23 protein-coding genes and 1 pseudogene are annotated in these 22,774 nt (G+C 45.3%); 7 read left to right on the top strand and 17 right to left on the bottom strand.

Annotated elements, in window-relative coordinates:
• The 6 genes and pseudogenes from AC5V8P_RS09290 to AC5V8P_RS09265 form a co-directional block, all read right to left on the bottom strand.
• A pseudogene (locus tag AC5V8P_RS09290) lies at window positions 1-255 on the bottom strand (hypothetical protein); the annotation flags it as partial.
• 88 nt (window positions 256-343) lie between these two features.
• Window positions 344-1,561: a stalk domain-containing protein gene (locus AC5V8P_RS09285; protein WP_064795644.1), complete on the bottom strand. Its 1,218-nt coding sequence runs from the start codon at window positions 1,559-1,561 to the stop codon at window positions 344-346.
• A 363-nt stretch (window positions 1,562-1,924) separates the two neighbouring features.
• The gene (locus AC5V8P_RS09280; RefSeq protein ID WP_064795643.1) at window positions 1,925-2,419 is read right to left on the bottom strand and encodes a cytochrome c biogenesis protein CcdC; all 495 of its coding nucleotides are present in this window, start codon (window positions 2,417-2,419) and stop codon (window positions 1,925-1,927) included.
• 38 nt (window positions 2,420-2,457) lie between these two features.
• Complete coding sequence (locus AC5V8P_RS09275) at window positions 2,458-3,225, bottom strand: ABC transporter permease subunit (RefSeq protein WP_064795642.1); 768 nt, start codon at window positions 3,223-3,225, stop codon at window positions 2,458-2,460.
• On the bottom strand, window positions 3,222-3,935 hold the full coding sequence (locus AC5V8P_RS09270; protein ID WP_064795641.1) for an ABC transporter ATP-binding protein: 714 nt from the start codon (window positions 3,933-3,935) through the stop codon (window positions 3,222-3,224). Before AC5V8P_RS09270 ends, AC5V8P_RS09275 begins: the two co-directional genes overlap by 4 nt.
• A complete protein-coding gene (locus tag AC5V8P_RS09265; RefSeq protein ID WP_064795640.1) occupies window positions 3,932-4,345 on the bottom strand; it encodes a GntR family transcriptional regulator in 414 nt (137 codons plus the stop codon). Before AC5V8P_RS09265 ends, AC5V8P_RS09270 begins: the two co-directional genes overlap by 4 nt.
• 211 nt (window positions 4,346-4,556) lie before the next feature.
• On the opposite strand from AC5V8P_RS09265, the gene AC5V8P_RS09260 reads away from it, so the two are divergent.
• Window positions 4,557-5,135, top strand: a complete 579-nt coding sequence (locus AC5V8P_RS09260) for a hypothetical protein (protein WP_064795639.1) — start codon at window positions 4,557-4,559, stop codon at window positions 5,133-5,135.
• Window positions 5,136-5,396: 261 nt separating this feature from the next.
• Window positions 5,397-5,942, top strand: a complete 546-nt coding sequence (locus AC5V8P_RS09255; RefSeq protein ID WP_064795638.1) for a GNAT family N-acetyltransferase — start codon at window positions 5,397-5,399, stop codon at window positions 5,940-5,942.
• A gap of 50 nt (window positions 5,943-5,992) precedes the next feature.
• On the opposite strand, the gene AC5V8P_RS09250 is transcribed toward AC5V8P_RS09255, so the two are convergent.
• Complete coding sequence (locus tag AC5V8P_RS09250; RefSeq protein ID WP_063206889.1) at window positions 5,993-6,325, bottom strand: hypothetical protein; 333 nt, start codon at window positions 6,323-6,325, stop codon at window positions 5,993-5,995.
• 185 nt (window positions 6,326-6,510) lie between these two features.
• Between AC5V8P_RS09250 and AC5V8P_RS09245 the strand changes: the two genes are divergently transcribed.
• Entirely contained in the window at window positions 6,511-7,335 is an 825-nt protein-coding gene (locus tag AC5V8P_RS09245) for an alpha/beta fold hydrolase (RefSeq protein WP_064795637.1), read from the top strand.
• A gap of 82 nt (window positions 7,336-7,417) precedes the next feature.
• On the opposite strand, the gene AC5V8P_RS09240 is transcribed toward AC5V8P_RS09245, so the two are convergent.
• From AC5V8P_RS09240 to abnB, 3 genes are all read right to left on the bottom strand, one after another.
• Window positions 7,418-7,633: a cold-shock protein gene (locus tag AC5V8P_RS09240; RefSeq protein WP_063206886.1), complete on the bottom strand. Its 216-nt coding sequence runs from the start codon at window positions 7,631-7,633 to the stop codon at window positions 7,418-7,420.
• Window positions 7,634-7,764: 131 nt separating this feature from the next.
• Complete coding sequence (locus AC5V8P_RS09235) at window positions 7,765-7,965, bottom strand: cold-shock protein (protein ID WP_007428290.1); 201 nt, start codon at window positions 7,963-7,965, stop codon at window positions 7,765-7,767.
• A 381-nt stretch (window positions 7,966-8,346) separates the two neighbouring features.
• A complete protein-coding gene (gene abnB / locus AC5V8P_RS09230) occupies window positions 8,347-10,782 on the bottom strand; it encodes an arabinan endo-1,5-alpha-L-arabinosidase AbnB (RefSeq protein WP_064795636.1) in 2,436 nt (811 codons plus the stop codon).
• Window positions 10,783-11,212: 430 nt separating this feature from the next.
• On the opposite strand from abnB, the gene AC5V8P_RS09225 reads away from it, so the two are divergent.
• Both AC5V8P_RS09225 and AC5V8P_RS09220 read left to right on the top strand, forming a co-directional pair.
• On the top strand, window positions 11,213-11,557 hold the full coding sequence (locus AC5V8P_RS09225; protein WP_063206880.1) for a DUF805 domain-containing protein: 345 nt from the start codon (window positions 11,213-11,215) through the stop codon (window positions 11,555-11,557).
• 291 nt (window positions 11,558-11,848) lie between these two features.
• Entirely contained in the window at window positions 11,849-12,250 is a 402-nt protein-coding gene (locus tag AC5V8P_RS09220; RefSeq protein WP_063206878.1) for a hypothetical protein, read from the top strand.
• 74 nt (window positions 12,251-12,324) lie between these two features.
• On the opposite strand, the gene pyk is transcribed toward AC5V8P_RS09220, so the two are convergent.
• Window positions 12,325-13,740: a pyruvate kinase gene (gene pyk, locus AC5V8P_RS09215; protein WP_064795634.1), complete on the bottom strand. Its 1,416-nt coding sequence runs from the start codon at window positions 13,738-13,740 to the stop codon at window positions 12,325-12,327.
• Window positions 13,741-13,918: 178 nt separating this feature from the next.
• On the opposite strand from pyk, the gene AC5V8P_RS09210 reads away from it, so the two are divergent.
• Window positions 13,919-14,707: a helix-turn-helix transcriptional regulator gene (locus AC5V8P_RS09210; protein ID WP_063206872.1), complete on the top strand. Its 789-nt coding sequence runs from the start codon at window positions 13,919-13,921 to the stop codon at window positions 14,705-14,707.
• A gap of 128 nt (window positions 14,708-14,835) precedes the next feature.
• Here the strand turns inward: AC5V8P_RS09210 and AC5V8P_RS09205 are convergent, their stop codons facing one another.
• From AC5V8P_RS09205 to AC5V8P_RS09185, 5 genes are all read right to left on the bottom strand, one after another.
• The gene (locus tag AC5V8P_RS09205; protein ID WP_081276719.1) at window positions 14,836-16,254 is read right to left on the bottom strand and encodes a sucrose-specific PTS transporter subunit IIBC; all 1,419 of its coding nucleotides are present in this window, start codon (window positions 16,252-16,254) and stop codon (window positions 14,836-14,838) included.
• Between the two features lie 68 nt (window positions 16,255-16,322).
• Window positions 16,323-17,798: a glycoside hydrolase family 32 protein gene (locus AC5V8P_RS09200; RefSeq protein ID WP_064795632.1), complete on the bottom strand. Its 1,476-nt coding sequence runs from the start codon at window positions 17,796-17,798 to the stop codon at window positions 16,323-16,325.
• A gap of 180 nt (window positions 17,799-17,978) precedes the next feature.
• Window positions 17,979-19,001: a LacI family DNA-binding transcriptional regulator gene (locus tag AC5V8P_RS09195; protein ID WP_064795631.1), complete on the bottom strand. Its 1,023-nt coding sequence runs from the start codon at window positions 18,999-19,001 to the stop codon at window positions 17,979-17,981.
• Window positions 19,002-19,168: 167 nt separating this feature from the next.
• Window positions 19,169-20,011 carry an aldo/keto reductase gene (locus AC5V8P_RS09190; protein WP_063206860.1) on the bottom strand — a complete coding sequence of 281 codons (843 nt, stop codon included), beginning with the start codon at window positions 20,009-20,011 and terminating at the stop codon, window positions 19,169-19,171.
• A 31-nt stretch (window positions 20,012-20,042) separates the two neighbouring features.
• Entirely contained in the window at window positions 20,043-21,239 is a 1,197-nt protein-coding gene (locus AC5V8P_RS09185; RefSeq protein ID WP_064795630.1) for an MFS transporter, read from the bottom strand.
• Between the two features lie 140 nt (window positions 21,240-21,379).
• Here AC5V8P_RS09185 and AC5V8P_RS09180 point away from each other — a divergent pair, with 140 nt between their 5' ends.
• Window positions 21,380-21,745 (top strand): winged helix-turn-helix transcriptional regulator, encoded by a 366-nt coding sequence (locus AC5V8P_RS09180; protein ID WP_063206854.1) that lies wholly within the window; start codon window positions 21,380-21,382, stop codon window positions 21,743-21,745.
• Window positions 21,746-21,822: 77 nt separating this feature from the next.
• Here AC5V8P_RS09180 and adhP read toward each other — a convergent pair.
• Window positions 21,823-22,774: alcohol dehydrogenase AdhP (gene adhP, locus AC5V8P_RS09175; protein WP_495473607.1), on the bottom strand; the 952-nt coding region annotated here is incomplete at its 5' end.

Here is a 22,774-nt window from a genome sequence, read left to right as displayed (position 1 = left end):
CGCCAAAGCGATATAATTCGTGCACGTTATCAAAATAACGTCTAGATTGCTTTGCGACATCCAGCTCAGTTGCTCCTCTACCTTGCGACTGGCATCATCTGCAGAAAAATGCGGGTCCGACGAGACCCGGCGTATAAGTCCAGGTTCCACAAAATGTACCAGCTCCACCTCATAAGAAGCAAAAGCTCGCTCCATATAAGCTATATTCGAGTGATGCGCATGCAGGCAGCCCACGCGTTGCTTCAAGTCTTCCACCGTCCAACCCCCTGATGTGTTTGCACCATTTTAACAGGAAGCGGACAGTCTGGACAGTGCCAATCAGATCACACTATAAGCGCATTTTCTAAAATTTACCGTTCGTATTTTTCCACTCTGTTTTAGCTGGAATCTCCTGAACTACATCCCAATGCTCGGCTATTTTGCCGTTCTCCACACGGAACAAGTCATAAACAGCGGCTGAGGTTCCCTTAGGAGATTTCAATTCACTTACTACCAGCACGAAGTTGCCTTCTCCAAGAACCATATGCACCTGATCATATCCAAAAGACGCTCCCTGACCCGCTGCGGTTAATGCCTGCTTCAGACTGGATACACCGTCACTAAAAAGAGGATTATGCTGAGTATACTGATCCCCATTATAATAGCTTTCCAAAGCTGCACGATTTTTGCCAACCAGCACGTCATCCACAAACTTGCGGATCAGCGTTTTGTTCGTCTCCGTTTGATTAAGATCTGTGATTTGTGTTGTTCCGTCAATCATAGTGTGTCCGCTTGGATTGTTTGGAGCCGAGTCCTGCATGTTGTCCCAATGCTCAACAATTTTACCATTGCTATCGAAGCGGAAAATATCAAAACCAATGCTCGTTTTCCCTGCAATAGACTTTTTATAATGTACAGCTACATGATTGCCGTCCTGAATAACCCGCTGAATTTCAACCAGCACGTTGGCTCCCTTCGATTGGCTAATCGCTTGCAACAAGGCATCTTTCCCGCTAGCAAAGCTCGGATTATGCTGAATATACTGATCTTTGCTGATCCAAGCCTCGGCTGCTTTTGTATCACCCGTTTCAAAGCTCTTCAGAACCTCTACAACCTTATCCTTATTACTCACCCCGATTTGCAGAGTTTGGCTCGCCGGGTCCCACATCACTTGCTTGCCCCACGCTTCTTTGACGACATCGACTGGCACATACGCTACCCCTTGCTTAGTCAAGATGGGAGAGGTGGACAGCCGTACCTTAATTCCGTTAATCTGTGCTTCCGGATTGCCTGACACCAGAACAACGGTCGCCTGATCATATCGAATGGTGGTACTTTGACGCGCTGTATTGAACGTAATGTGCTTGGCGTCCAGCGGAATTCCTAAACTGGAGGCCAACTGTCTCAAAGGAATCAAAACCTGCTTATTTTCCACGATAGGCGCTATTCTGTAAGCCTCCTTCTTGCCGTCTACCCAAACTTGAATACCCGTAGCAGGTTTTACGTCGGCTGCTAAAGCCGGTACAGCAGAAGTCAGAACAAGCAAGCCAGCAATCGCAGCAGTAACCGTATGTTTTTTCATGAATGTAAGCCCCTCTCAACCTGTAAAATAGAATGTGGAACATAGTCTCTTTTTATGTAACTAATATAGTTGCAGTTAACTACGAAAGTATGAACTCTTCCCCACCTACCTAACTTTAAACCCCATTTCAATCATTTGAAACCCTAATAACCCTTCTTTCCTTCTTTGAATTTTTATACTTATAACCGTTGCCACGCAAGCACAAACCTTCGAATAAAGGATATGGAAAGCCATAACAATGTATGATCATCTTCACCGTTTTATTTAAATAGCATGTACTTATAAAGTTAGTCCCGCCAAAAAAGCGGCTCCTATCGCCAAGCGAATGAAACGCTTTGGGAATAGTAAGCCGCTGTAACCTCATTAATATTGGGATACAGATAACGTCCTCCGAAACTTGATGAAGCTCCCAATCCGCCAGATCGAGATATATACGAGCGCCATCGTAATGGCCAGCATGCTAATTTCGCTTGTACCCAAACTACTGAGATACTGGGTCAAAACGACGCGAATCAAAACAATGGCGATAATAATGTATTTGAAATATTGGTTCGGCTTGGGATAAATAAGACCGTCATCCCGTTTTTCATACGCCGTATGCAGCAAAATGACATAGCCAAACAGAACCCCTAGCAGCCCGGCGACCAGCAGCTCCCAAAAGGCGGGAAGCGCATGCGTCTGACCAGGAATATGCATCAATTGATATAGGGATACCATCATAAGCGGGAAAGCGATAAACAGGGGGAGCAAAATCCGGAATCCGTTACCTTTTACCGGACCCCTTCGTCTTTTGGTTCTCAACCAGATCATCAGCCCCACCAGAACCGCCATCAAGGCATATATGAATATCGTCGTCATGGTGAAATTCCTTTCTGTTATATAATCACTTATCTAAACTAAAGCGACAGCTTTTTCTCCAGTAAATAAGCATTCAGTCGAACTAAGACATATGCAACCATCCAACTGATCAACACTGCGACCGGGAAATGCCAAGTAAAGGGAAACCAATGTCCGTTTTGGACACGATCAAACTGCTCATAAATCCGCCGATCCCCTGACCAATAGAAAATACTCCCTCCACCCATCAAAAGAATCCACAGGATCGGGCTAAGCGGCCGCAAAGTGCTGTATTTAGTGCTGGCCGTTAGCAGACCCACCGCAATAACCAACGGAGTAAAGCCGATAATCATCACAAACCAGTTCAAGCCGGCTAGCATAAAAGACGCTGCATCCGCAAACGTATAAGCCTGTATGGTCGATGAGATAAACAGCGCGTATAGAGAACCTACCACAAACAGGATCAATATCACGACAATGGTTTGTAAAATAGCAGCAATCCATTTGGCGCTAATCAACCACATACGCGGATAAGGAAGGGTCAGCCACCAGCCGTAGGTATCATTTTCCCATTCTCTTCTGAGTGTTCCTACACCCATAAAAACGATCATGTACGGCAGGCCCAGGGTGACATACCACAGCCTTGTCAATTCGAGTTGGTTGTGAAGCGCAAAATACAAGGAAATCGTGAACGCCGCAATTAGAAAAAATGAGAAATATACAAGCCTCCACGATCTGGGCAGTCGATTGCCACTTTGCTTTCTCCAGCTTCCTTTATTTCGAAATTCATGGCGTATCAAATCTTTGAACAGCCCGGATGAGTTCACGCCTTCCACTCCTTTTTATACAAATTGCGGAACACCTGATTCAGCGAGCCATGCTCTGCACGCAGATCATCTGAATCACCGGACCATATCACTCGCCCGCGGTCCATCATAACTGTGTAATCAAACAAGCCTTCCACTTCCTGAATATCATGTGTGCTAATGAGTATAGATTGTTGCCGGTCCTCCAAATAATCAATGATCCCTGCTATGATCGCTTCTCTAGAGAGAACATCAATACCTACAAAAGGTTCATCCAGGATCATAAGCGGTACTTCTCGTGCCAGACACAGAATCAGCAGCACACGTGCCTCCTGTCCGCGGCTCAATCCAGCCATCTTCAGCCCCAATTCCACGTCCATATGTTCAGCTAGTTTATAGGCATCCTTTATATTGAAGCCAGGCAAAAAGGATTTCCCCCATTCCAGCGTCTGCTGAACTGTATGATTGGGATACCAGCGCGCCCGGTCAGGAAGATAGGATATGCTCCGGTTGGTTTCCCAGCCAGGCTGTTGACCCAGTACTTGGAGCTCGCCCCCGTCCAGCTGAATTAACCCCGTAATGGCTCGGAAGAAACTGGACTTCCCGCAGCCATTGGGCCCTAGCACGCCCACAATACGTCCTGCCGGAATGACGACATCCAGTTGGTCCAATGCTTTTTTACTGCCATATTGCTTTGTTAGCTGCCTTGCAGTTACCACAGACTCTGTCATGCCTTTTTGCCTCCTTCCTCGTGATCTTCGTCCTGTCGGCTTTCTATATAATGCTGTACATCTTCCCAGGATAATCCCAGGCTGCTCATCTGTCCGAGAAACTGGTCTATATACGTCATAGCCAATTGTTCGCGAAAGCTGGCAATCCGTTCACTGGACGAAGTTACATAAGTGCCCAAGCCGCGTCTTTTCTCAGTCAGTCCGTCCCGTTCCAGTTCCTGATATGCCCGCATCACAGTATTCGGATTCATACGTAATTCCTGCGCCAGATCACGTACAGATGGCATTTTGCTTCCCATTTCGATCTCTCCTTTAGCAATGGAGCTTCTTACTTGATTTAGTATTTGTTCATATAATGGCTGGCTAAAGTCAATTAAAAATCGGAACGAGCCAACCCGTTGTTCTTCCATGGGTGTTTCCCCCTAATCGGCTGTTTCTATCGTGCCTGTAGTGTATTATATCACTTAATACACATAATACAAGTGCAATTCGTTAAAATGCTAGTCTTGCCAGCCAAATTTCATTCAGTAAATGCTCAGCTTGCGCTCAGATAGCATTCAAGTTAATCCCTTATGATGTATCACATACCAAACAAACCAAAATGAAAGGTGGAAAATGAAGATGAAAAGCACCAGGAAAGCAATTTTAGCTGGAACGATGGCGTTGGCATTTTTAGGAGGCGGAGCGCTATACTCCACAGGCGTAGCCCATGCTGCTTCAATTACACCTGAGAAGGCTCCCGTAGCAAACAAAGCACAGGCACCTAAGGGTAACCCCGGCGATGCTAATGGTCCACAAATAGCAGGAGGAAATTATGCTGAGAATAAAGCTCTCCTGAAGCTATTGAAATTGTCCTCCAGTCAGTTGAATACACAGTTGAAAGCTGGTAAATCTCTTGCTACGATCGCCAAAGCACAAGGTGTGAGTGTAAACTCCGTGATTGATGTGATGGTTTCGGATATGAAATCGAAGCTAGCTACGGAAAAACAAAACGGCAAGATTACCGCAAGCGAATATAACCAACGTGTTTCCAACCTGGAGCAAATGATTACCGATATGGTGAATGGCGTTAAGCCTTCCAAGCCACCAGTAGACGGAGAGAAAGCAGATCCAGGTAAAGCTCCTGCTAATGCTAAAGCAGATACGGCCAAGGCTCCTGCCAAAGCCAATGCCACGAAAACCTCTGCTAAGCAGAAATAGCTACAGCTTCTGTGCCTTCCAAAAGCTGTAGCCTGATAAGTCACACTCATAAGAACCATTTGTTCATCTGTACAGCCACTCCATCATAATAAATCTCCATCCGGCTCCCCTGTACGGATCGAGAAATCAATAAGCCTGTCCTCTGCTGCGATACACAGCAGAGGACAGGCTTATTTTTCATGCTCTTTATACAACATGTGGTAAACTGGCATAGCCAGAGGACCCATTTTTTCATCCTGATTCAGGTAAAAGGAGTATGTAATGAAAATAAATAAACAGGAATTTGATGTACAAGGAGTACGCTATGCCATCAGATCGGCTATGGTTCAAGATGCAATGAATTTGTCTGAACTCCGCTTACGGATTGATGGAGAGACTGAAAATTTAGACAGAGAGAAGGGGGAAGCATTCATAAGTACAGCCGGTTTTGAACAGCTTATTCAAGCCGATACAGAGAATGACAAAAATCTATTTTTAGTTGCGGTCGTTCATAATAAGGTCGTTGCATTCTCAAGATGCGAGGGGCATGTGCTGCGCAGATTTGCTCATAAAGTCGAATTCGGTGTTTGTGTACAAAAGGACTATTGGGGTTATGGGATCGGGACGAACCTTTTAAAAGAATCTATGTCCTGGGCAGACTCCAACGGCATCCGCAAAATGACACTACAAGTTTTAGAAACCAACAATAAAGCTATTGCGCTTTATAAAAAGCATGGATTCGAAATCGAAGGGGTGTTAAAAAACGACAAGATTCTTTCAGATGGTCAGTACTACAACACCATACTCATGGGAAGAATTCATAACTAAAAAAAGATCCTGTCCACAGGATCTTTCATCATTTCAGCGCGGTATTTGCCTTAGTAGCGATAATCATCGTAGGGGTTGCGATTGCGATACTGATCCCGCGGCTGTTGGGCTGCGGTAATCATCAAAAATATGCCTGAAATCAAGTGCATTAACCAGCCCACAAATGGGATCCACCCAATAACTGAGGTTACAATCCCTAAAACAGATCCATAATACGCCTCTTTATTAGTCACCGATAGCACCAACGTTACAATGTGGAAAATCAACATAAAGAACAATACAGTATACGCAGAATTTACGACGAGCAGCCCGCCCAAAATGGGAATAGCAAAAAATAGCTCCAATCCGCCTGTAATCCATTTTAATGTTTTTGATGGTGTCATTGTTCCACTCTCCCAATGCTGTTTCATTCCATAAGTATATCCTATCCCTATGCAGGAGGACATACATATTTTACCATAATAATGCTTCCATAGCGACGATCCCCCCCCTCTTTCGAATGAGCTAAGCCCTGGCTACATATATGTGAGAGAGAACGAATTTCGTAATTTTTAGAGGGAGGAGCATTATGGGATATTATATTGAAGTGGAACGTGGCGTTAAGCTGTATGTAGAAGATATAGGAGCAGGCATCCCTGTTCTGATGGTGCACGGTTGGCCGCTGGATCATCGAATGTACGAATACCAGGTTGCCCTGTTGCCCGCTTACGGATACCGCTGTATACAGGTTGATCTCCGAGGATTCGGGAAGTCTGATCGACCCTGGCATGGGTACAATTATGATCGATTGGCAGACGATCTCCTGGCTGTGATAAAGACCCTTCAATTATGCCATGTACGGCTGATTGGGTTTTCCATGGGAGGAGCTATTGTCACGCGCTACATGAGCAGACACCGGGGATGGGGTGTTGATCAGCTGATTTTGATCGGAGCCGCCACGCCTCGATTCACCCCAACCAGCAACTTTCCTTATGGTACTCCTGTTGCTGAGGTAGATCAACTCATCAAACAAGCCTATACAGATCGTCCCCAACTGGTAACATCCTTTGGCGAAATGTTGTTTGCCAATCCCGTCAGCCAGAGTTTACATGATTGGTTACGTGATCAGGGCTTTGCGGCTTCGGTCCATAGTATGGCTTGTACTTTGTACTCACTGCGTGACTCTGATTTACGATCTGATTTGCCATGTATACACGTGCCTACGTGGATTCTACACGGTAAGCTGGATCGGGTCTGCCCTTTCCCCCTAGCGCTCCAAACTCAACAAGGAATTGCCGGTTCCAGGCTCATTCCTTTCGAACGAAGTGGTCACGGTGTATTCTATGAGGCGCTACCTGAATTTAATTCTACCTTACTGAGCATACTATCCCCATCCTCTATACAACACAATTGAAAACCTATTCTTATAAAAACAAAAAAGACGCCTCAGCGCCGTTAGGGCTATGGGGCATCTTTCACTACAAACATGTATCCGCTTAGGATTGTTTGGTATGATTAAAGCTAGTATTATTTAAAACAGCCAGTTTTTTCTCGCCCTTCACCATGGCAGAACCGCAAATGGGGCATGTCGGCTCGACAGAAAAAGCGAAGTTATCCCGCATCCAGCCGTTGCATGTATCACTGGCGCAATTCCAGACAGTTGTCATTTCCTCAGGAATTTCATCCATTGGCTTTTTCCGTGAATTGTACATAAACATCCCTCTTTCTTCATGATTTATAAAGCGATAAGATGTAATCAGTTCAAAAACGGTCTTGTGAACAGATAAAAACAAATGCCCCAAACGCTATGTTCGGGGCATCTGAAGTAGGCTGTAATTTAAAATTACAGTTTTACAACGTTCTCAGCTTGTGGTCCACGGTTTCCTTCAACTACGTTGAATTCTACGCGTTGGCCTTCGTCCAAAGATTTGAAACCTTCGCCTTGGATTGCGGAGAAGTGTACGAATACATCGCTTCCACCTTCAACTTCGATGAAACCGAAACCTTTTTCTGCGTTAAACCATTTAACTGTACCTGTTTGCATGGTATTACCTCCAAAATATATTTATATGACCTTTATTTTTTACAAATAAAAATTCACATATTGCACAAGGTTATTTCAACCTAAAACAATAACCCTCTACAATATGTGAATCTCAGGTCACAATTTCAATATACTCATATTACCATAAGTGTATTGAAAACGCAAGCACTGGTGAATTTAATTTATGTAGAGTGCTTATGTCATCATTGCTGCTTCAAACTGTTTTCATTAGAGAAGAGCGAGTCATTAACTCCTACTTAAAACATTATATCCGCAATTACTTCTTATTATACCAGTAATCAAAAAATAAATATACAAAAATTGCGCAGGAGATGAACTTGTGGTGAAGAGCCCATCCCCTGCCTTTAATGCTCATTTTAATTACAAATCCGCCAGTGCTTTAATTTCCTCTGCTGTCAGCGCTTTGTTATATAACTGTACCTCATCCAGGCTGCCGTTAAAGTAAGCATCAGCGACAAAGCGACTTTTACCGAGATAAGCCTCGCTCGTCAGCAGCTCATTTGGGTTAAAAGTGATACTGTCATTTACGGCTACTTCTTCACCATTTACATACAGTTTCCCTGTGTTCCCCTCTAGTGTAACTGCTACATGCGTCCACTGGTTTAGAGGCAATGATGATTTGGCAAGCAAACTTTGATCCGTACCTTCATGGATTGTAAACTGGAGCACACCGTTTCCCTGGGAAGGGGTGAGAAACATATGGCGAGCCTGACCGTTGCCAAAGTCAAAAATCCGCTGCCAAGCTGCTCCGCCATTCCAGTTCACCCAAGCGGAAAATGTAAAGTCCTTTGCATCCGTTACCATATTGGGGAGCTGCACGTAGCCATCCTTGCCATTCAGGATAAGAGCACCACCAAGCTTCCCGTCTTTGTCCCATGTGGCACCACCATAGGCCTTACCATCGAATTGATTGTATGTGCTGTCAACAACCGAAGTTCCTTGATCCTCACTCCACGAATAGTGTGCGAGCTCAGGACCCTGAGCCTGCTCGGGAACAATGGCTGTAAAGCTTTTCTTTGCTGTAGCTTTGTCCTTTTTAATAGTCGCTGTCAATGTAACTGCTGCAGGCTGGGCACCGACTTCTGGACGGTATACTTCACCTGTGACCGAAATAATTTCTGGACGGGAGGATTCCCACGAAATAGTAGTATCTTGGGCAGCCTGAGTAGGCAGCGTGAGATTATACAAGACGTTGCTCGTGTCGCCGAGACTCAGGTCCTTCTGCACCGCAGTTACAATCTTGCTGGCCTTCAGGTCAGGCTTTAGCGATCCCCATACCGCAATACCCCTGGAGGACAGTGCGGTAAAAGCAAGCGTTTTGGCTCCTGTGTCTGGATCACGGTGCCGCAGGAATACCCCTTTGTACTTCGTACCATCTGCTATAATCTCTAGCTGATTCTCTGCCCCCAGCTTCCATGTGCCGTTCACATCACCAGACAATTTGCCACCGCGATCCAGACTAACAGTCACGGCTTGCTTAATATTGGCCGATATTTCCTTCCCGTGATTTACATACGCATATTGACCGATGACATCTTTCTCTGACAGTTTTTTCAGCGAATCCTCATCTCCTGAATAGCGATAAGGAGCAACTACAGGCCAACCGTCAGCGTTCATGAACATTTCGTGTACCCGCACTTCAAACTGCTCGCCTCTCCCCGGAAAACGGGAGTGAAAAATGACAAAATGCTTTTTCGTCTTGGGATCATAATAAGCTGAGTTGTGTCCGGGAGATACATAGCCTGTACCCAGCCCTGTTCCCGGATCACCAATTTCTCTTGGAATCAAGTAATTACCTATTAATTTGACACCATATGGCTCAATGGAAGCGTCATCAAAAAGAGGTTTGTTAGGATCCGCCTTGACCTTGATCATGTCGTTGCCCTCAGCATCGTAGAACGGACCATCCGGTGTTTTGGACCGAGCCACACGCAAGTTGTATCCGCCATCCGCTGACAATCCGCCATAGGACAGGAACAGGTAATAATAGTCGGTTTGTGGACTGTATTGTATGTATGGCCCCTCCATACGAGCATGGTTACCACCTGTCAGCTTTTTCCCATAGCCCTGCCCAGGTAGAGGCTTCCCTGTTTTTTCATCCATCTGCATAATAAAAATGCCTCCAGAGTAGGAGCCGTATACCATCCACAGCTTGCCATTTTTATCATAGAAAGTGTCAGGGTCTACGGCATTGGGATGCTTGGTCGCGTCATAGATCGTCCCATCTTCACTCGGTTGACCCCACATGCCGGATTTTAGAAAAATTCCTTTATTCTTATAAGGTCCTTCAATTTTATCAGCAACCGCTAGACCCATAGCTGAACGCGGGGAGTCACCTTTGCAAGCATTGTAGTACATATAGAACTTGCCATCCGCCAGTTGAATGACATCTGCTGCCCACAGCGTATCTGTCTGCGCCCAATCCAGCGCTTCCTTTAATTCCTCTTTGACGTTGGGAATCAATGCATTACCATTCGCCACGCCTGTCGCAATCGTATCCCAATTCATGAGGTCCTTGGACTTGGCAGCCGCCAGATGTGAGCCAAAAATGTAAAATGTGTCTTTCACTTTGAGGATAGACGGATCATGTACAGAAGTCTCCTTAAAAGAAACGGCCTTTTTACTTTGAATTGAAAGGTTCCCCGGATCTTGAGCTTGAAGGGAAGTCTGCCCCACACTCTGAATTTCAGCTGTATCTAAATCGAGTGTTGGCTCGGCGCCTGCCAAAGAGGCAGGCAACAACAGCGCACCTGCCAGAGAAGCAGCCGTTACTTTACGAACAAATAGATGCTTCATAATTCAATCTCCTCTCGTATTGAACATTCCTGATAACATAAAACAACATGAAATAAGGCGGTCAGGATTATGTTTGAATTCACTTCTTCACCCTTAAAATTTAATGCTGATCATCCTCCCTTTAAATTAAAGCGCTTTCAATTGATTAAAAAAATAAAACCTTCTTCTGTTAAGAAGGCCGATTTAAACCTGACGGTTAATCGTATCTCTATATTATTCAATGAGTATGGAAAATTCAATATTAAATTTTATATTTTTATGAATTATTTATTTAATTGTTAATCTTAATAAATGTATTGCTTTAATTCCTAGTTTAAAGTTATAATTTTACAAGTTAAATTCTATATGTTACCTGCCGATATATCTAAAAAGAACTGTTTTACGATGAACATGATACAAATATTTACATTTTAAGAGGAGGTGAAAATATATGCAATGGTATTTAAATGGATTAAAAAACTATGTAGGATTCCAAGGTAGAGCAAGACGTACAGAATACTGGATGTTTGTTCTATTTAGTGTGATCGCCAGTTTTATTATCGGTCTGATTGATGGCCTTTTGGGCTTGACTCCGATCTTGACGTACATTTACTCCTTGGCTGTCCTGCTGCCGTCTCTGGCTGTTATGGCCCGTAGACTGCATGACACAGGTAGAAGCGGATGGTGGATTCTAATCGGTCTTATTCCACTGGTAGGGACCATTATTTTGATTGTATTCTTCTGCCAAGACAGTCAGCCTAGCGACAACAAGTATGGGAAAAATCCTAAAATGTAATGAATGTAGTTGTCTAAAACCTCTTTCACTTTTGTGAAGGAGGTTTTTTTCATATCCTCCTTTTTGTCATCTGTGAATTATTTTTGGCGTAACCTGTTTATAATCCTCTCTTTTAGTTTATTTTAAACGAGTATTAAGCTGGCGCTAAGATTGGGCGTGTATGATGTAATTAAGAATCTGGTCACTACATAAGCCGGATGTGCTAAAGGCGTAGACTTTACTCCCGTTGGATATCCATATACCGCTCCACCTTGTCAGAATTTTAATGAAACACAAAGGAGACTTACAACTATGAATCGAAAACGAATGTTGGTCATCTGCACACTGTTGCTGGCGTTATCTATTGGGCAGTCTTCCACTTGGGGAAGTCGGGCTAATGCTGCTGCACTGGCTCCAGAGAAAGCCCTCCAGGTACAGGACAATGAAGCTTCCAAGGATGATGATGATCTGTTAAGAACACTGGGTATATCCTCGGATGAGGAATTATATGACGCGTTATATAACGGTCAAACCTTGGCTGATATTGCACAAGCTCATAATCAGGATGCTCAGGCTATCGTTGATTTGCAGGTAGCTCAGTTAACAGAGCAGTTGGATCAACGACTGGCCAATAACAGCATTACACCTGAACAATACCAAGCCCATAAGGCAGAATTGACTCAGGTCGTTGCCAAAAGTGTATTCGGACTATAATCCTAAGGCACGACTGAATGTGAAAAAGGCGCTGAATCCATAGAGGATCAGCGCCTTTTCTGTATTGATCTAGCTTACACTTGATATACCCGGATCAGGTTGGTAGTGCCTGCCTCAGCGACAGGAACACCTGCCGACAGGACTACAGTATCCCCTTTATGGATATAGCCTGCATTGAGGGCGTTGCGGATAGAAGATTCGAACATTTCATCCGTTGTTGCTACTTTATCCCCCTTGATCGGAATTACACCGGACAACAGACAAATTTTAGCGAACACCGTATTATTCGGGGTAACCGCAATGATCGGTGCCTTCGGACGATATTTGGACACCATCCGTGCCGTGAATCCACTGGCCGTCGAGGTAATAATCGCTTTGGCATCCAGCTCCAGAGACGAACTTACCGCGCCTTGACTAATGACTTCGGTAATGTTGGTGCTTTGACGTGCTCTGCGCTTATCGAACTGCTCCTGATAATCCAATTGCGATTCCGCTCTGGCAGCTACTGCAGCCATGGTCCGTACGGATTCAACAGGATATTTGCCTGCAGCAGATTCGCCGGACAGCATCACTACGTCAGCTCCTTGCATAACAGCATTAAACACGTCACTGACTTCGGCTCTCGTCGGACGCGGGTTCACCTGCATGGATTCCAGCATGTGAGTAGCAACGATAACAGGCTTGCCGACCAGATTACATTTGTCGATCATTTCTTTTTGCATCACCGGCACGTCTTGAATCGGCACTTCCACGCCCAGGTCGCCACGAGCTACCATAATACCGTCTGAAGCTTCGATGATGTCATCCAGGTTTTCCATACCTTCAGCATTTTCAATTTTGGAATAAATCTGTACATGCTCAGCCTGGTGTCCTTTCAAAATTTCACGGATTTCGCGGATGTCGTCGCCTTTACGCACAAAAGAAGCCGCAATCAGCTCAATGCGCTGCTCCACCCCAAATTGGATGTGCTTCACATCACGCTCCGTTACGCCTGGAAGAGTGGTATGAATCCCTGGCAGGTTTACACCTTTTCTTGGCTTCAAAACACCGCCACTTACGATATTACAAATCATTTCGGTTCCTTCAACGGAGGTTACAGTCAGGTCAACCAGACCGTCATCAATGAGAATACGGTCACCTGGTTTAATGTCCTTCGGCATATCCGGATAATTCACCGAAATACGATGCTCGTCCCCCAAAATCTCTTCCGTGGTCAGAATGAGCTGGCTGCCTGGCTTCAGCAGCACAGATGCCTCTTTCAGCTTGCCAATCCGTATTTCCGGTCCTTTAATATCCATCATGACAGGGATACAGGTATTCATTTCCTTCGCAGCCTGCCGCACATTTTCAATACGTTTAACGTGATCCTCCAGCTCCCCGTGAGCCATGTTTAGGCGGGCTACCGTCATACCAGCCTGGATCATTTCTTTTAACAAATCAACGGAATCGCAGGCAGGTCCCATAGTACAAATAATTTTCGTTTTTAGCATAGTAATGTCATCCTCCTGAATGTCTTTACTGTATAGCTTCTTCTCCACTTTGCTTCTCTATCTACATTAAACTTATATAGTCCTATTCTACCTGTACTCGTTCACCAAGACTATGAACTATAGTATGATGGATGTATTACAGTATGATGAATGTTGAAGACATTGGAGAGTGAGTTTTGTGATTACATTGACGGGTATACGGCAGGACAATGGCGTAGACTGGTATGAAAAGGCTGGTGCAAATACCGACAACGATGACTTGCTGTTCATTTTGGTCACCTTTGGCAAATGTGTATATTGGGTGAACGATAGCAAGATCATTCTCGGCAAGGGTGAAGCTCTGCTTTTACCCCGTCATCTGAATTACTATGGCAAGAGCATTCCTACGCTTTTCCATACCAAGTATGTGATACATTGCCGCAAAACATGTACGAACAGCACACTTCCCATACTGAATACAGACCAGCCGTTATGGGTCAAACCCGGATGCTACGATTTGCTGCATGAACGGATCAAATCGATGTATTATCAATGGACTGAACACCCAAGCTACTACGCCCTGATGGCTGACTGTCTGCTGACCGAAGCCATGATTTATATGAACCAAGAATGGGACAAAGGTACCGTTCCTCGCGATAAAGAACGGCATGTAGAACATATGAAACAGTACATTCAGAATCACTACAGGGAAAAGGTAACCAAAGAAGAGCTTGGTGATGCCATCCGCAAAACCCCCAATTATGCCGCGACGCTGCTGCGGGAGGTTACAGGCCAAACGATCAGCGAGCATGTACATACGCAACGTATTAAAACCGCCATCTACATGTTAACGGAGTCTCGGCTAACAGTTCGTGAGATTTCAGAGTACGTGGGATATAGTGATGTGTCTTATTTTCATCGAATCTTCAAACGCTTAACAGGCTGTTCCCCGTCGGAGTTTCTGCATGAGCGTTCCTCCATCATCTGATCTGATAGCCTGAAGCTAAACTCCATAGTTAGAAAAAATGGTCGCACCACATGGAGTTCATGTAGAAGCGACCATAATATTTATACTACGTGCATGAATCTGCGTGTATTTGTGCTGACTGGATGATATTAATTGGAGGAACCCGCTGTTTTGACTTTCTCCAGCATTTTATCGTTAAACCCAAACATCCAAGTCAAGACAAAAGATACAACCATCGCAGCCAGATTCGCTAAAATATAAAACGGAAGCTGATGGTTCATGTAGAGCAACGTACCTGGAATCACTGTAACTGCCATCCCTGTAGCCGCCAAATGCAAGACTGAAGCAATAAAGCCACCAACCGCCCCGCCGATGAGACCCATGACAAAAGGCTTCATATATCTCAGGTTGACCCCGAAGATAGCTGGCTCTGTAATCCCCAGGAAAGCGGAGAACGAAGAAGGAAGAGCCAGTGCTTTCAGCTTGCTGTCCTTCGTTTTCAGACCAACCGCCAGACAAGCAGCACCCTGGGCAGCCATAGCGCAGGTAATAATAGCATTAAAGGCATTTACACCGTTCTTTTCAAGCAGTTGGATCTCCAGAAAGTTAAAAATATGATGCACACCTGTAACGACGATAATCTGATGCAAAAAGCCGATGATAATCCCGGCAATACCGAAAGGTAAATCCAGTACAAATGTTGTTCCATGCAGCACCCATTCTTCAAGTGAATGGAACACTGGACCGATGGCAAACAGTCCCAAAGTGATCATAATCAACAGTGTTAAAAATGGTGTAAGAATCAGGTCCAGCGCTTCAGGTACCCGTTTGCGCAGCGCCCGTTCCAGCTTGGCTCCGATCAAGCCGACGAAGAAGGCTGGCAATACCGAGCCTTGATAACCGACGACAGGAATGAAACCGAACATCGTCAACGGGTGGGCTGAGCCGTCCGCAACACTATATGCGTTGGGCAAGGCCGGGTTTACCAGCATCAGACCAAGAACGATACCCAGCACCGGGCTGCCGCCGAATACTCTAAAGGCTGACCATGCAACTAATGCGGGTAGAAAAGCAAAAGCCGTATCCGTTAAAACTTGTGTATATAATAAAAAGTTAGGTGAAATATCCTGCGGCGTCATACCGAACAGAGCGAGAATTTGCGGCTGAGTGAGCAAACCGCGCAGCCCCATGAACAGCCCCGTAGCGACTAGCACAGGAATAATCGGTACAAATACATCGCCAAAGGTACGAATCGAGCGCTGGAAGACGTTGCCCTCCTTTTTCGCCTGACTCTTGACCTCTTCTTTAGATGTACCTGTCACACCAAGCTTTTCAACCTCTTCAAAAATCCGGTTTACCGTACCTGTACCAAAAATAATCTGATATTGACCTGAATTGAAGAAAGCACCTTTGACTTTGTCGATCTCCTCTACTTTAGACTGGTCAATCTTTTCTTTGTCATGCACCATAATCCGCAAGCGTGTCGCACAGTGAGCAAAGGAGGCGATATTTTCTTTTCCACCGATCGCTTCGATCACTTCTTTAGCTATTTCTCTGTTTTCCGCCATGATGTTCATCCTCTCGTTCATTTCCGTTATGTTTGCTGATTAACGATCCACTTGTTGAATTAGCCTGCTCATGTAAAATCCCATTTTACCGCTTGGAAGAGAGCCTCTCCCTTGTCGGCAAAAAAGCGTATCTCGTCACTCTCTGGGTGTGGAAAAATACGACTGGTGAACACTTCTTCCCCATCATTTACGAAAATCTCCACCGAGGATGTATCTACAAACAAATGAAGTTTGATATGATCTTTATCCCACGCACACTGCCGTACTTCACCATACTCAGCGGCTACAGACTCACCCGATTGCGAACGGTCCAATACAAGTTTGCGGCTGATGGCGTTATATTTTATCACCGTTTTCTCTGTCTCACTCGCACGGAATTCGATGCCAAATGTATTCGCATCCAAAAGATCTACTTCACAGATCAGCTCATACGCTGTACCTTTAAATCCTTCATAGGTTTTGCTTTCTGAGGACAACGTATCAGCTACCCGATCCTCGCTATTTCTACGCAATGTGGTTAGTTCCGGAATTGGTCGCTGCAAGAGTTTTCCCTCATGAAGCGTAAGTTCTCTCGGTAACGTCAGACAATGGGCCCATCCATTCGGATCTGTCGGATATTCGATATCCGGCAGCCCCATCCAGGCCACCATAATCCGCCGTCCCTGCGGGTCAATCATCGTCTGCGGTGCATAGAAGTCAAAGCCCCGGTCAAGCTCATGGAATGCGCCGTGCTCCAGTGTTCTTGTCTCTGCATCCAGCAGTTTCCCGATGACGTAGCCTGATTGATAAATATTGTGGTTTTCATCCCCGGAAAGCTCCAAGCCTTGTGGAGAGAAGACCAAGACACCCGCTCCGTTCAGTTCAAAATAATCTGGACATTCCCACATATATCCGAACGATTCCAGCCCTGTTCTCAGTTCCCCTTCGAACTGCCAAGTATGAAGATCGGTTGAACGGTAAAGGACAACGCAGCCCGTTGAGTTCGTTCGCTGGGCACCAATCACACAATAGAAACTATCGCCGTCCTTCCACAGCTTGGGATCACGAAAATGATCTGTATAGCCTTCTGGCACATGGTCTATAACAGGATGCTCCCACTTGGTAATATGACCGCTCTCATCCATGACAGCCATGCATTGATAAGGATGTCTGATCCAGTTTTCGTCTCGTGTATTTCCTGTATACATCATGTATAACTTGCCCTCATGCTCCAGCGCGCTGCCGGAATATGCCCCATGCGAGTCGAAATGGTCTCCAGGTGTGATACCAATGCCTGCACTATTCCATGCGGCCAAATCTTTGGATTTCAAATGATACCAATATTTCATCCCATGATCCGTTCCGAGTGGGAACCACTGATAAAATAAATGGTATTCACCTTGATAATATGAAAATCCATTCGGATCATTAAGCAAACCTGTCGGTGGCTGGATATGAAACGACTGTCGCCACGGACATTGCTCCACCTTTTTCTGCAAGCTCGCTATTTCACCGGGCTCTGCCTGCTCAATTAGTCGATACTTTTGTTCTCTTGTCATTTTCATAGGTGTACCTCATTTTTTAAAAACTTTGATTTAGGGAACCGGTTCCAAGGCAAGGAAAAATATTGGACCGGAACCGGTTCCCATACGATTAAAAAAAATACTCATCCATGGATTTGCAACCGATTCCAATTGTGCAAAAGTGCAATGGAACCGGTTTCGAAGAAATTATAATCCACCTGTTCAGCGTTTGTCAACGCTTTCTCTTTCAATAAGGGAATAATCCATGACCGTCACTGGCTCTACCGTCTTATGTTCTACCAGCCGTACAATATTTTGTGCTGCTACACGTCCAGCCTCCATATACGGATATTGAACAGTTGTTAGCGCAGGGTGAATGACCTCTGTGATATCGTATCCCCCAAAGCCAGTTACCGACAAGTCCGACGGGACGGTAATTCCTTTGGAATAAGCCGCATTGATTACCCCAAGCGCGATATTATCTGTAGCACACACCATTAACGATGGCTTGAATTGGTCCAAGATGGCAGATGCGGCAATCCGTGCATCGGACATTTTAAACCCGGTTTCATAGTACCGTATATCATACCCGGCGGCTCGCATTTCCTCGTCCGTATAACATCCAGCAGGCAATGCATTGCGTACAGCCTGCCTAAAGCCCTCTTTGCGCTGTACACCGACAGCAACATCTCTTTCAGTAACCCCGACATAGGCAATTTCACGGTGGCCCTGCGACAGGACATATGCACCGATATCGTATCCGGCACGATAATCATCATGGATAAGGCTATGGATCTGCTCATGCTGTTGACCTACCAGCAATACCGGAATACTGATGTCTTGAATTGCGGTCAGATGGTCGTCTGTAATTTGAGCAGCCAGCAGAATTATGCCTGAAATTTTTTGCCGTGCGAATTCATAGATCGCCTCGATTTCACGTTTTACATCCTGACTTGTATTCGAGATCAGCATCTGGTAATGCTGGGAACGCAGCTCCTCATCAATCCCCATTAACGTATGGGATGTCGCAAAAGAATCCAGTCGTGGCACGACCGTTCCGATAATGTTGGTTCGTTTTGCTTTTAGACTCTGGGCAAAGGTGTTTGGCACATATCCCGTGGCTTTAACCACCTTTTCAATTTTACGCTTTGTGTCCAGGCTGACGGATCCACCGTTCAAAAAACGGGATACCGTGCTCTTGGATACACCAGCCATTTGGGCTATATCTGAAATCGTCTTATTCATGAGGTCCCCCGGAGATTTTCATTTTCATAGGCGTCTAAAACTTCTCATTTCATATAATTCTATAATACCATATGGCGGGATTGGATTGCTGTAGCTCCAGATTCCTCATATAACAAAAAGCCGTCCCTTCCATGAAGAAAGAAACGGCGTTATAGAATGGGCTGAATTTAAAAATCAAAGTTGTCCGGATCTGGACCTACACGCAGATTGGCATTTAACGCCTGAATTCGATCCATATCCTCACGCGTCAATTCAAAGTCAAAAATATCGGCATTTTCGATGATTCGATGCGCCTTGGTGGACTTGGGAATCGTCACGACTCCCTGCTGTATATCCCAGCGTAAAATCACTTGAGCTACCGTTTTTCCGTGCTTGTGTGCGATCTCTTGCAGTACCGGATGATCCAGCAGCTGGCCTTGCATAAGCGGGGACCAGGCTTCCATTTGGATGTTGTTCTTTTGACAGAATTGCAGCAGCTCGGCTTGGGTTAATTGCGGGTGGAATTCCACCTGATTGACCATTGGCTTGATTTCTGCATCCTTCATGAGATCTTCCAAATGATGAATTTGGAAGTTGCTGACTCCGATGGCCTTAATTCGTCCTTCTTTGTACAAGGACTCCAAGGCTCTCCAGGCTTCTTTGTACTTCCCTTGAACCGGCCAATGAATCAGGTAAAGATCGAGATAGTCCAGTCCCAGTTTGTTCAGGCTTGCTTCATAAGCCGCTCGGGTCTCTTCATAGCCTAAATCTGCATTCCACACTTTGGACGTGACGAACAGATCTTCTCTGGACAGATTATTCTCCGACAGAGCCTCCTGAATAGCCTGTCCCACGCTGTTTTCATTTGCATAGATTGCCGCTGTATCTATACTACGGTAGCCATGCTTTACAGCAGCCTTTACAGCATTGACCAGCTCTGAGCCTTCTTCCACTTTAAATACCCCGATGCCAAACCAAGGCATGTGGACTCCGTTGTGCAATGTTGTAGTGCTCTGTAGGTTTTGTATCATTTTGTATCTTCCTCTCTGTTTTTTAAAAGTTTTAGCCTACCAAGGCGGTTGTATCCCTTTTTTCAAGCATACGACTCCAGGCTGTCAGTAGAACCGCCACCAAAACCATTACCCCACCGACCCAAGTTGTATGCATGAGACCTAGTGAATCCGTCACAATGCCTCCCACATATGCTCCGATTGCGATCCCTGCGTTGAAGGCCGCAATATTAACAGCAGAGGCGACATCGACCGCTTTGGGTGCAAAACGTTCGGCTAGCATAACTACATATACCTGTAGACCCGGCACATTCATAAATGCAAGCAAGCCCATAAAGAAAATTGTCATTAGCCCTGCCGTTTTGAATGGTACGGTAAACCACAGCAAGAACAGGATCACAGCTTGAATGAGAAACATATAAAATAAAGCTGAAAGCGGCCTGCGATTTGCAGCTTTTCCACCGATCACATTCCCGATAGCAATGGCAATTCCATACAATAAGAGAATGAACGTTACTGTATTTTGTCCAAAACCGGTTATGTCGTGAAGTAATGGAGATAAATAAGTAAACACGACGAACGTGCCTCCGTATCCCAAGGCAGTAATGATAAATGCAAGTAGCAAGCGACCATTCGTAACCAGTTTGACCTGCTCACCCCATGGGGTCTTGTTTCCTTTTCGCAGTGTAGAGGGCAGCAGGATCAGATTGGCGATGAGTGCCACAACACCGACCACCACAATCGCCATAAATGCAACCCGCCAACCCCATTGCTGCCCAACGTAGGTGCCCAACGGCACCCCTGTGACGGTGGCTACGGTCAAACCGGAGAACATAATCGAAATTGCACTCGCCCGCCGATCATCGGGAACAAGATCGGCTGCGATAGTGGACCCGATGGACATGAACACTCCATGGGAGAACGCCGAGATGATACGTGCAATCAGCAGCAGGGTAATTCCGCTAGAGACCGCGGCAAGGCTGTTGCCTGCTATAAACACAATCATGATCCACAGCAGCAGCGTTTTACGAGGAACACTCGATGTTAATGAGGTCAACACAGGCGCCCCGATAGTAACCCCCAACGCATACAGCGTTACAGTTAATGCGGACATCGTTACGGATATGTGCAAGTCTTCAGCGATCAGGGGAAGCAGTCCTACGCTGATGAACTCAGTTGTCCCAATGGCAAAGGCGCTTACGGCTAAAGCCAGTAAAGGCCAAATACTTCGTTTGGATTCTGGCGACATGTTTTTCACTCCTATCTATAGTAATCTTGGACCAGCAGATGTTATTATGAGGTATTCAATTCATTATGAACAGTACGTACTTTTTAGTGATATAGGTACCAAAAAGTACCCTAGAGGCGACATACACGGAGGGATCGGCGTTGGGAAAGAAAAAATACAATATTTCTGTTGAGGCAACATTAGAGGTGATCGGAGGAAAATGGAAATGTGTGATTCTGTGTCACTTGACCCACGGTAAGATGCGGACAAGTGAATTAAAGCGAATGATGCCTTCTATAACACAAAAAATGCTGACTCAGCAGCTGCGTGAATTAGAGGAGGACGGCATTGTCAATCGGATTAGCTATAATCAGGTTCCACCCAAAGTGGAGTACGAGCTTAGTGAATATGGATGTAGTTTGAAAGGCATTCTGGATTCTCTGTGTGCCTGGGGAGAAAAACATATCATTAAAGAATACGGGGATAAATCGGCGGTTCTGGAGGATAATATTCTGAATAAGCTGTAATGCAAAAAAGCGTCTGCAGTGGATCGGCAGGCGCTTTCTCTCTTGGATTTCCCAGAGTTACGAATGGGACATCATTTTTATTTTGTGAAATCGATGACCATACGTCCTTGGATTTTTCCATTCTCCATCTCTTCGAAGATTTCATTAATATCTTCGATTGGACGCTTTTGTACAAGAGGAACAACTTTACCTTCTGCAGCGAACTGGAACGCTTCTTTAAGGTCTTCACGAGTACCGACCAAGGAACCGATTACTTGAATACCGTCCAGAACCAGACGTGGAATGTCCAGATCCATCTTATCGGTTGGAAGACCTACAGCTACGACACGTGCGCCAGCTTTCACAACGTCAATCGCTTGATTGAAAGGTGTTTTGGCAACAGCAGTAACCACGGTTGCATCCAGCCCAGCACCGTTCGTTAATTCCTTAGCTCGGGCGACTGGATCTTCCTTCATGCTGTTAACAACATAGTCAGCACCAATTTTCTTGGCCAGTTCGAGTTTTTCATCACTGATATCAAAGGCTACAACTTTAGCATTGAATACATTTTTGGCGTATTGTACAGCCAGGTTACCCAAGCCGCCAATACCGAAGATACCGATCCATTGGCCTGGTCTGATATCACTTACTTTAACAGCTTTATATGTTGTAACTCCTGCGCAAGTTACGCTGCTTGCAGCGGCAGGATCAAGATTGTCTGGTACTTTGACCGCATAGTCAGCTGTAACAATACATTGTTCTGCCATTGCACCATCTACTGTGTATCCAGCATTTTTAACTTCACGACACAAAGTTTCCCGTCCTGTCAAACAGTATTCGCAGTGACCGCAGCTTTCGAACATCCAGGCAATACTTACGCGATCGCCAATTTTAAGACTGGTTACTCCTTCGCCTAATTCAATGACTTTACCAATACCTTCATGTCCCAGTACTCTGCCTGTAACATCACCGAAATCTGCATTTTTCACGTGTAAATCTGTGTGGCAAACCCCACAATATTCAACTTGGACTAACGCTTCTCCATGTTTC

The organism is Paenibacillus sp. N119s, assembly GCF_059447605.1.
Note: the sequence above shows the minus strand (reverse complement) of the source record. Positions and strands in the feature narration are given on the sequence as shown.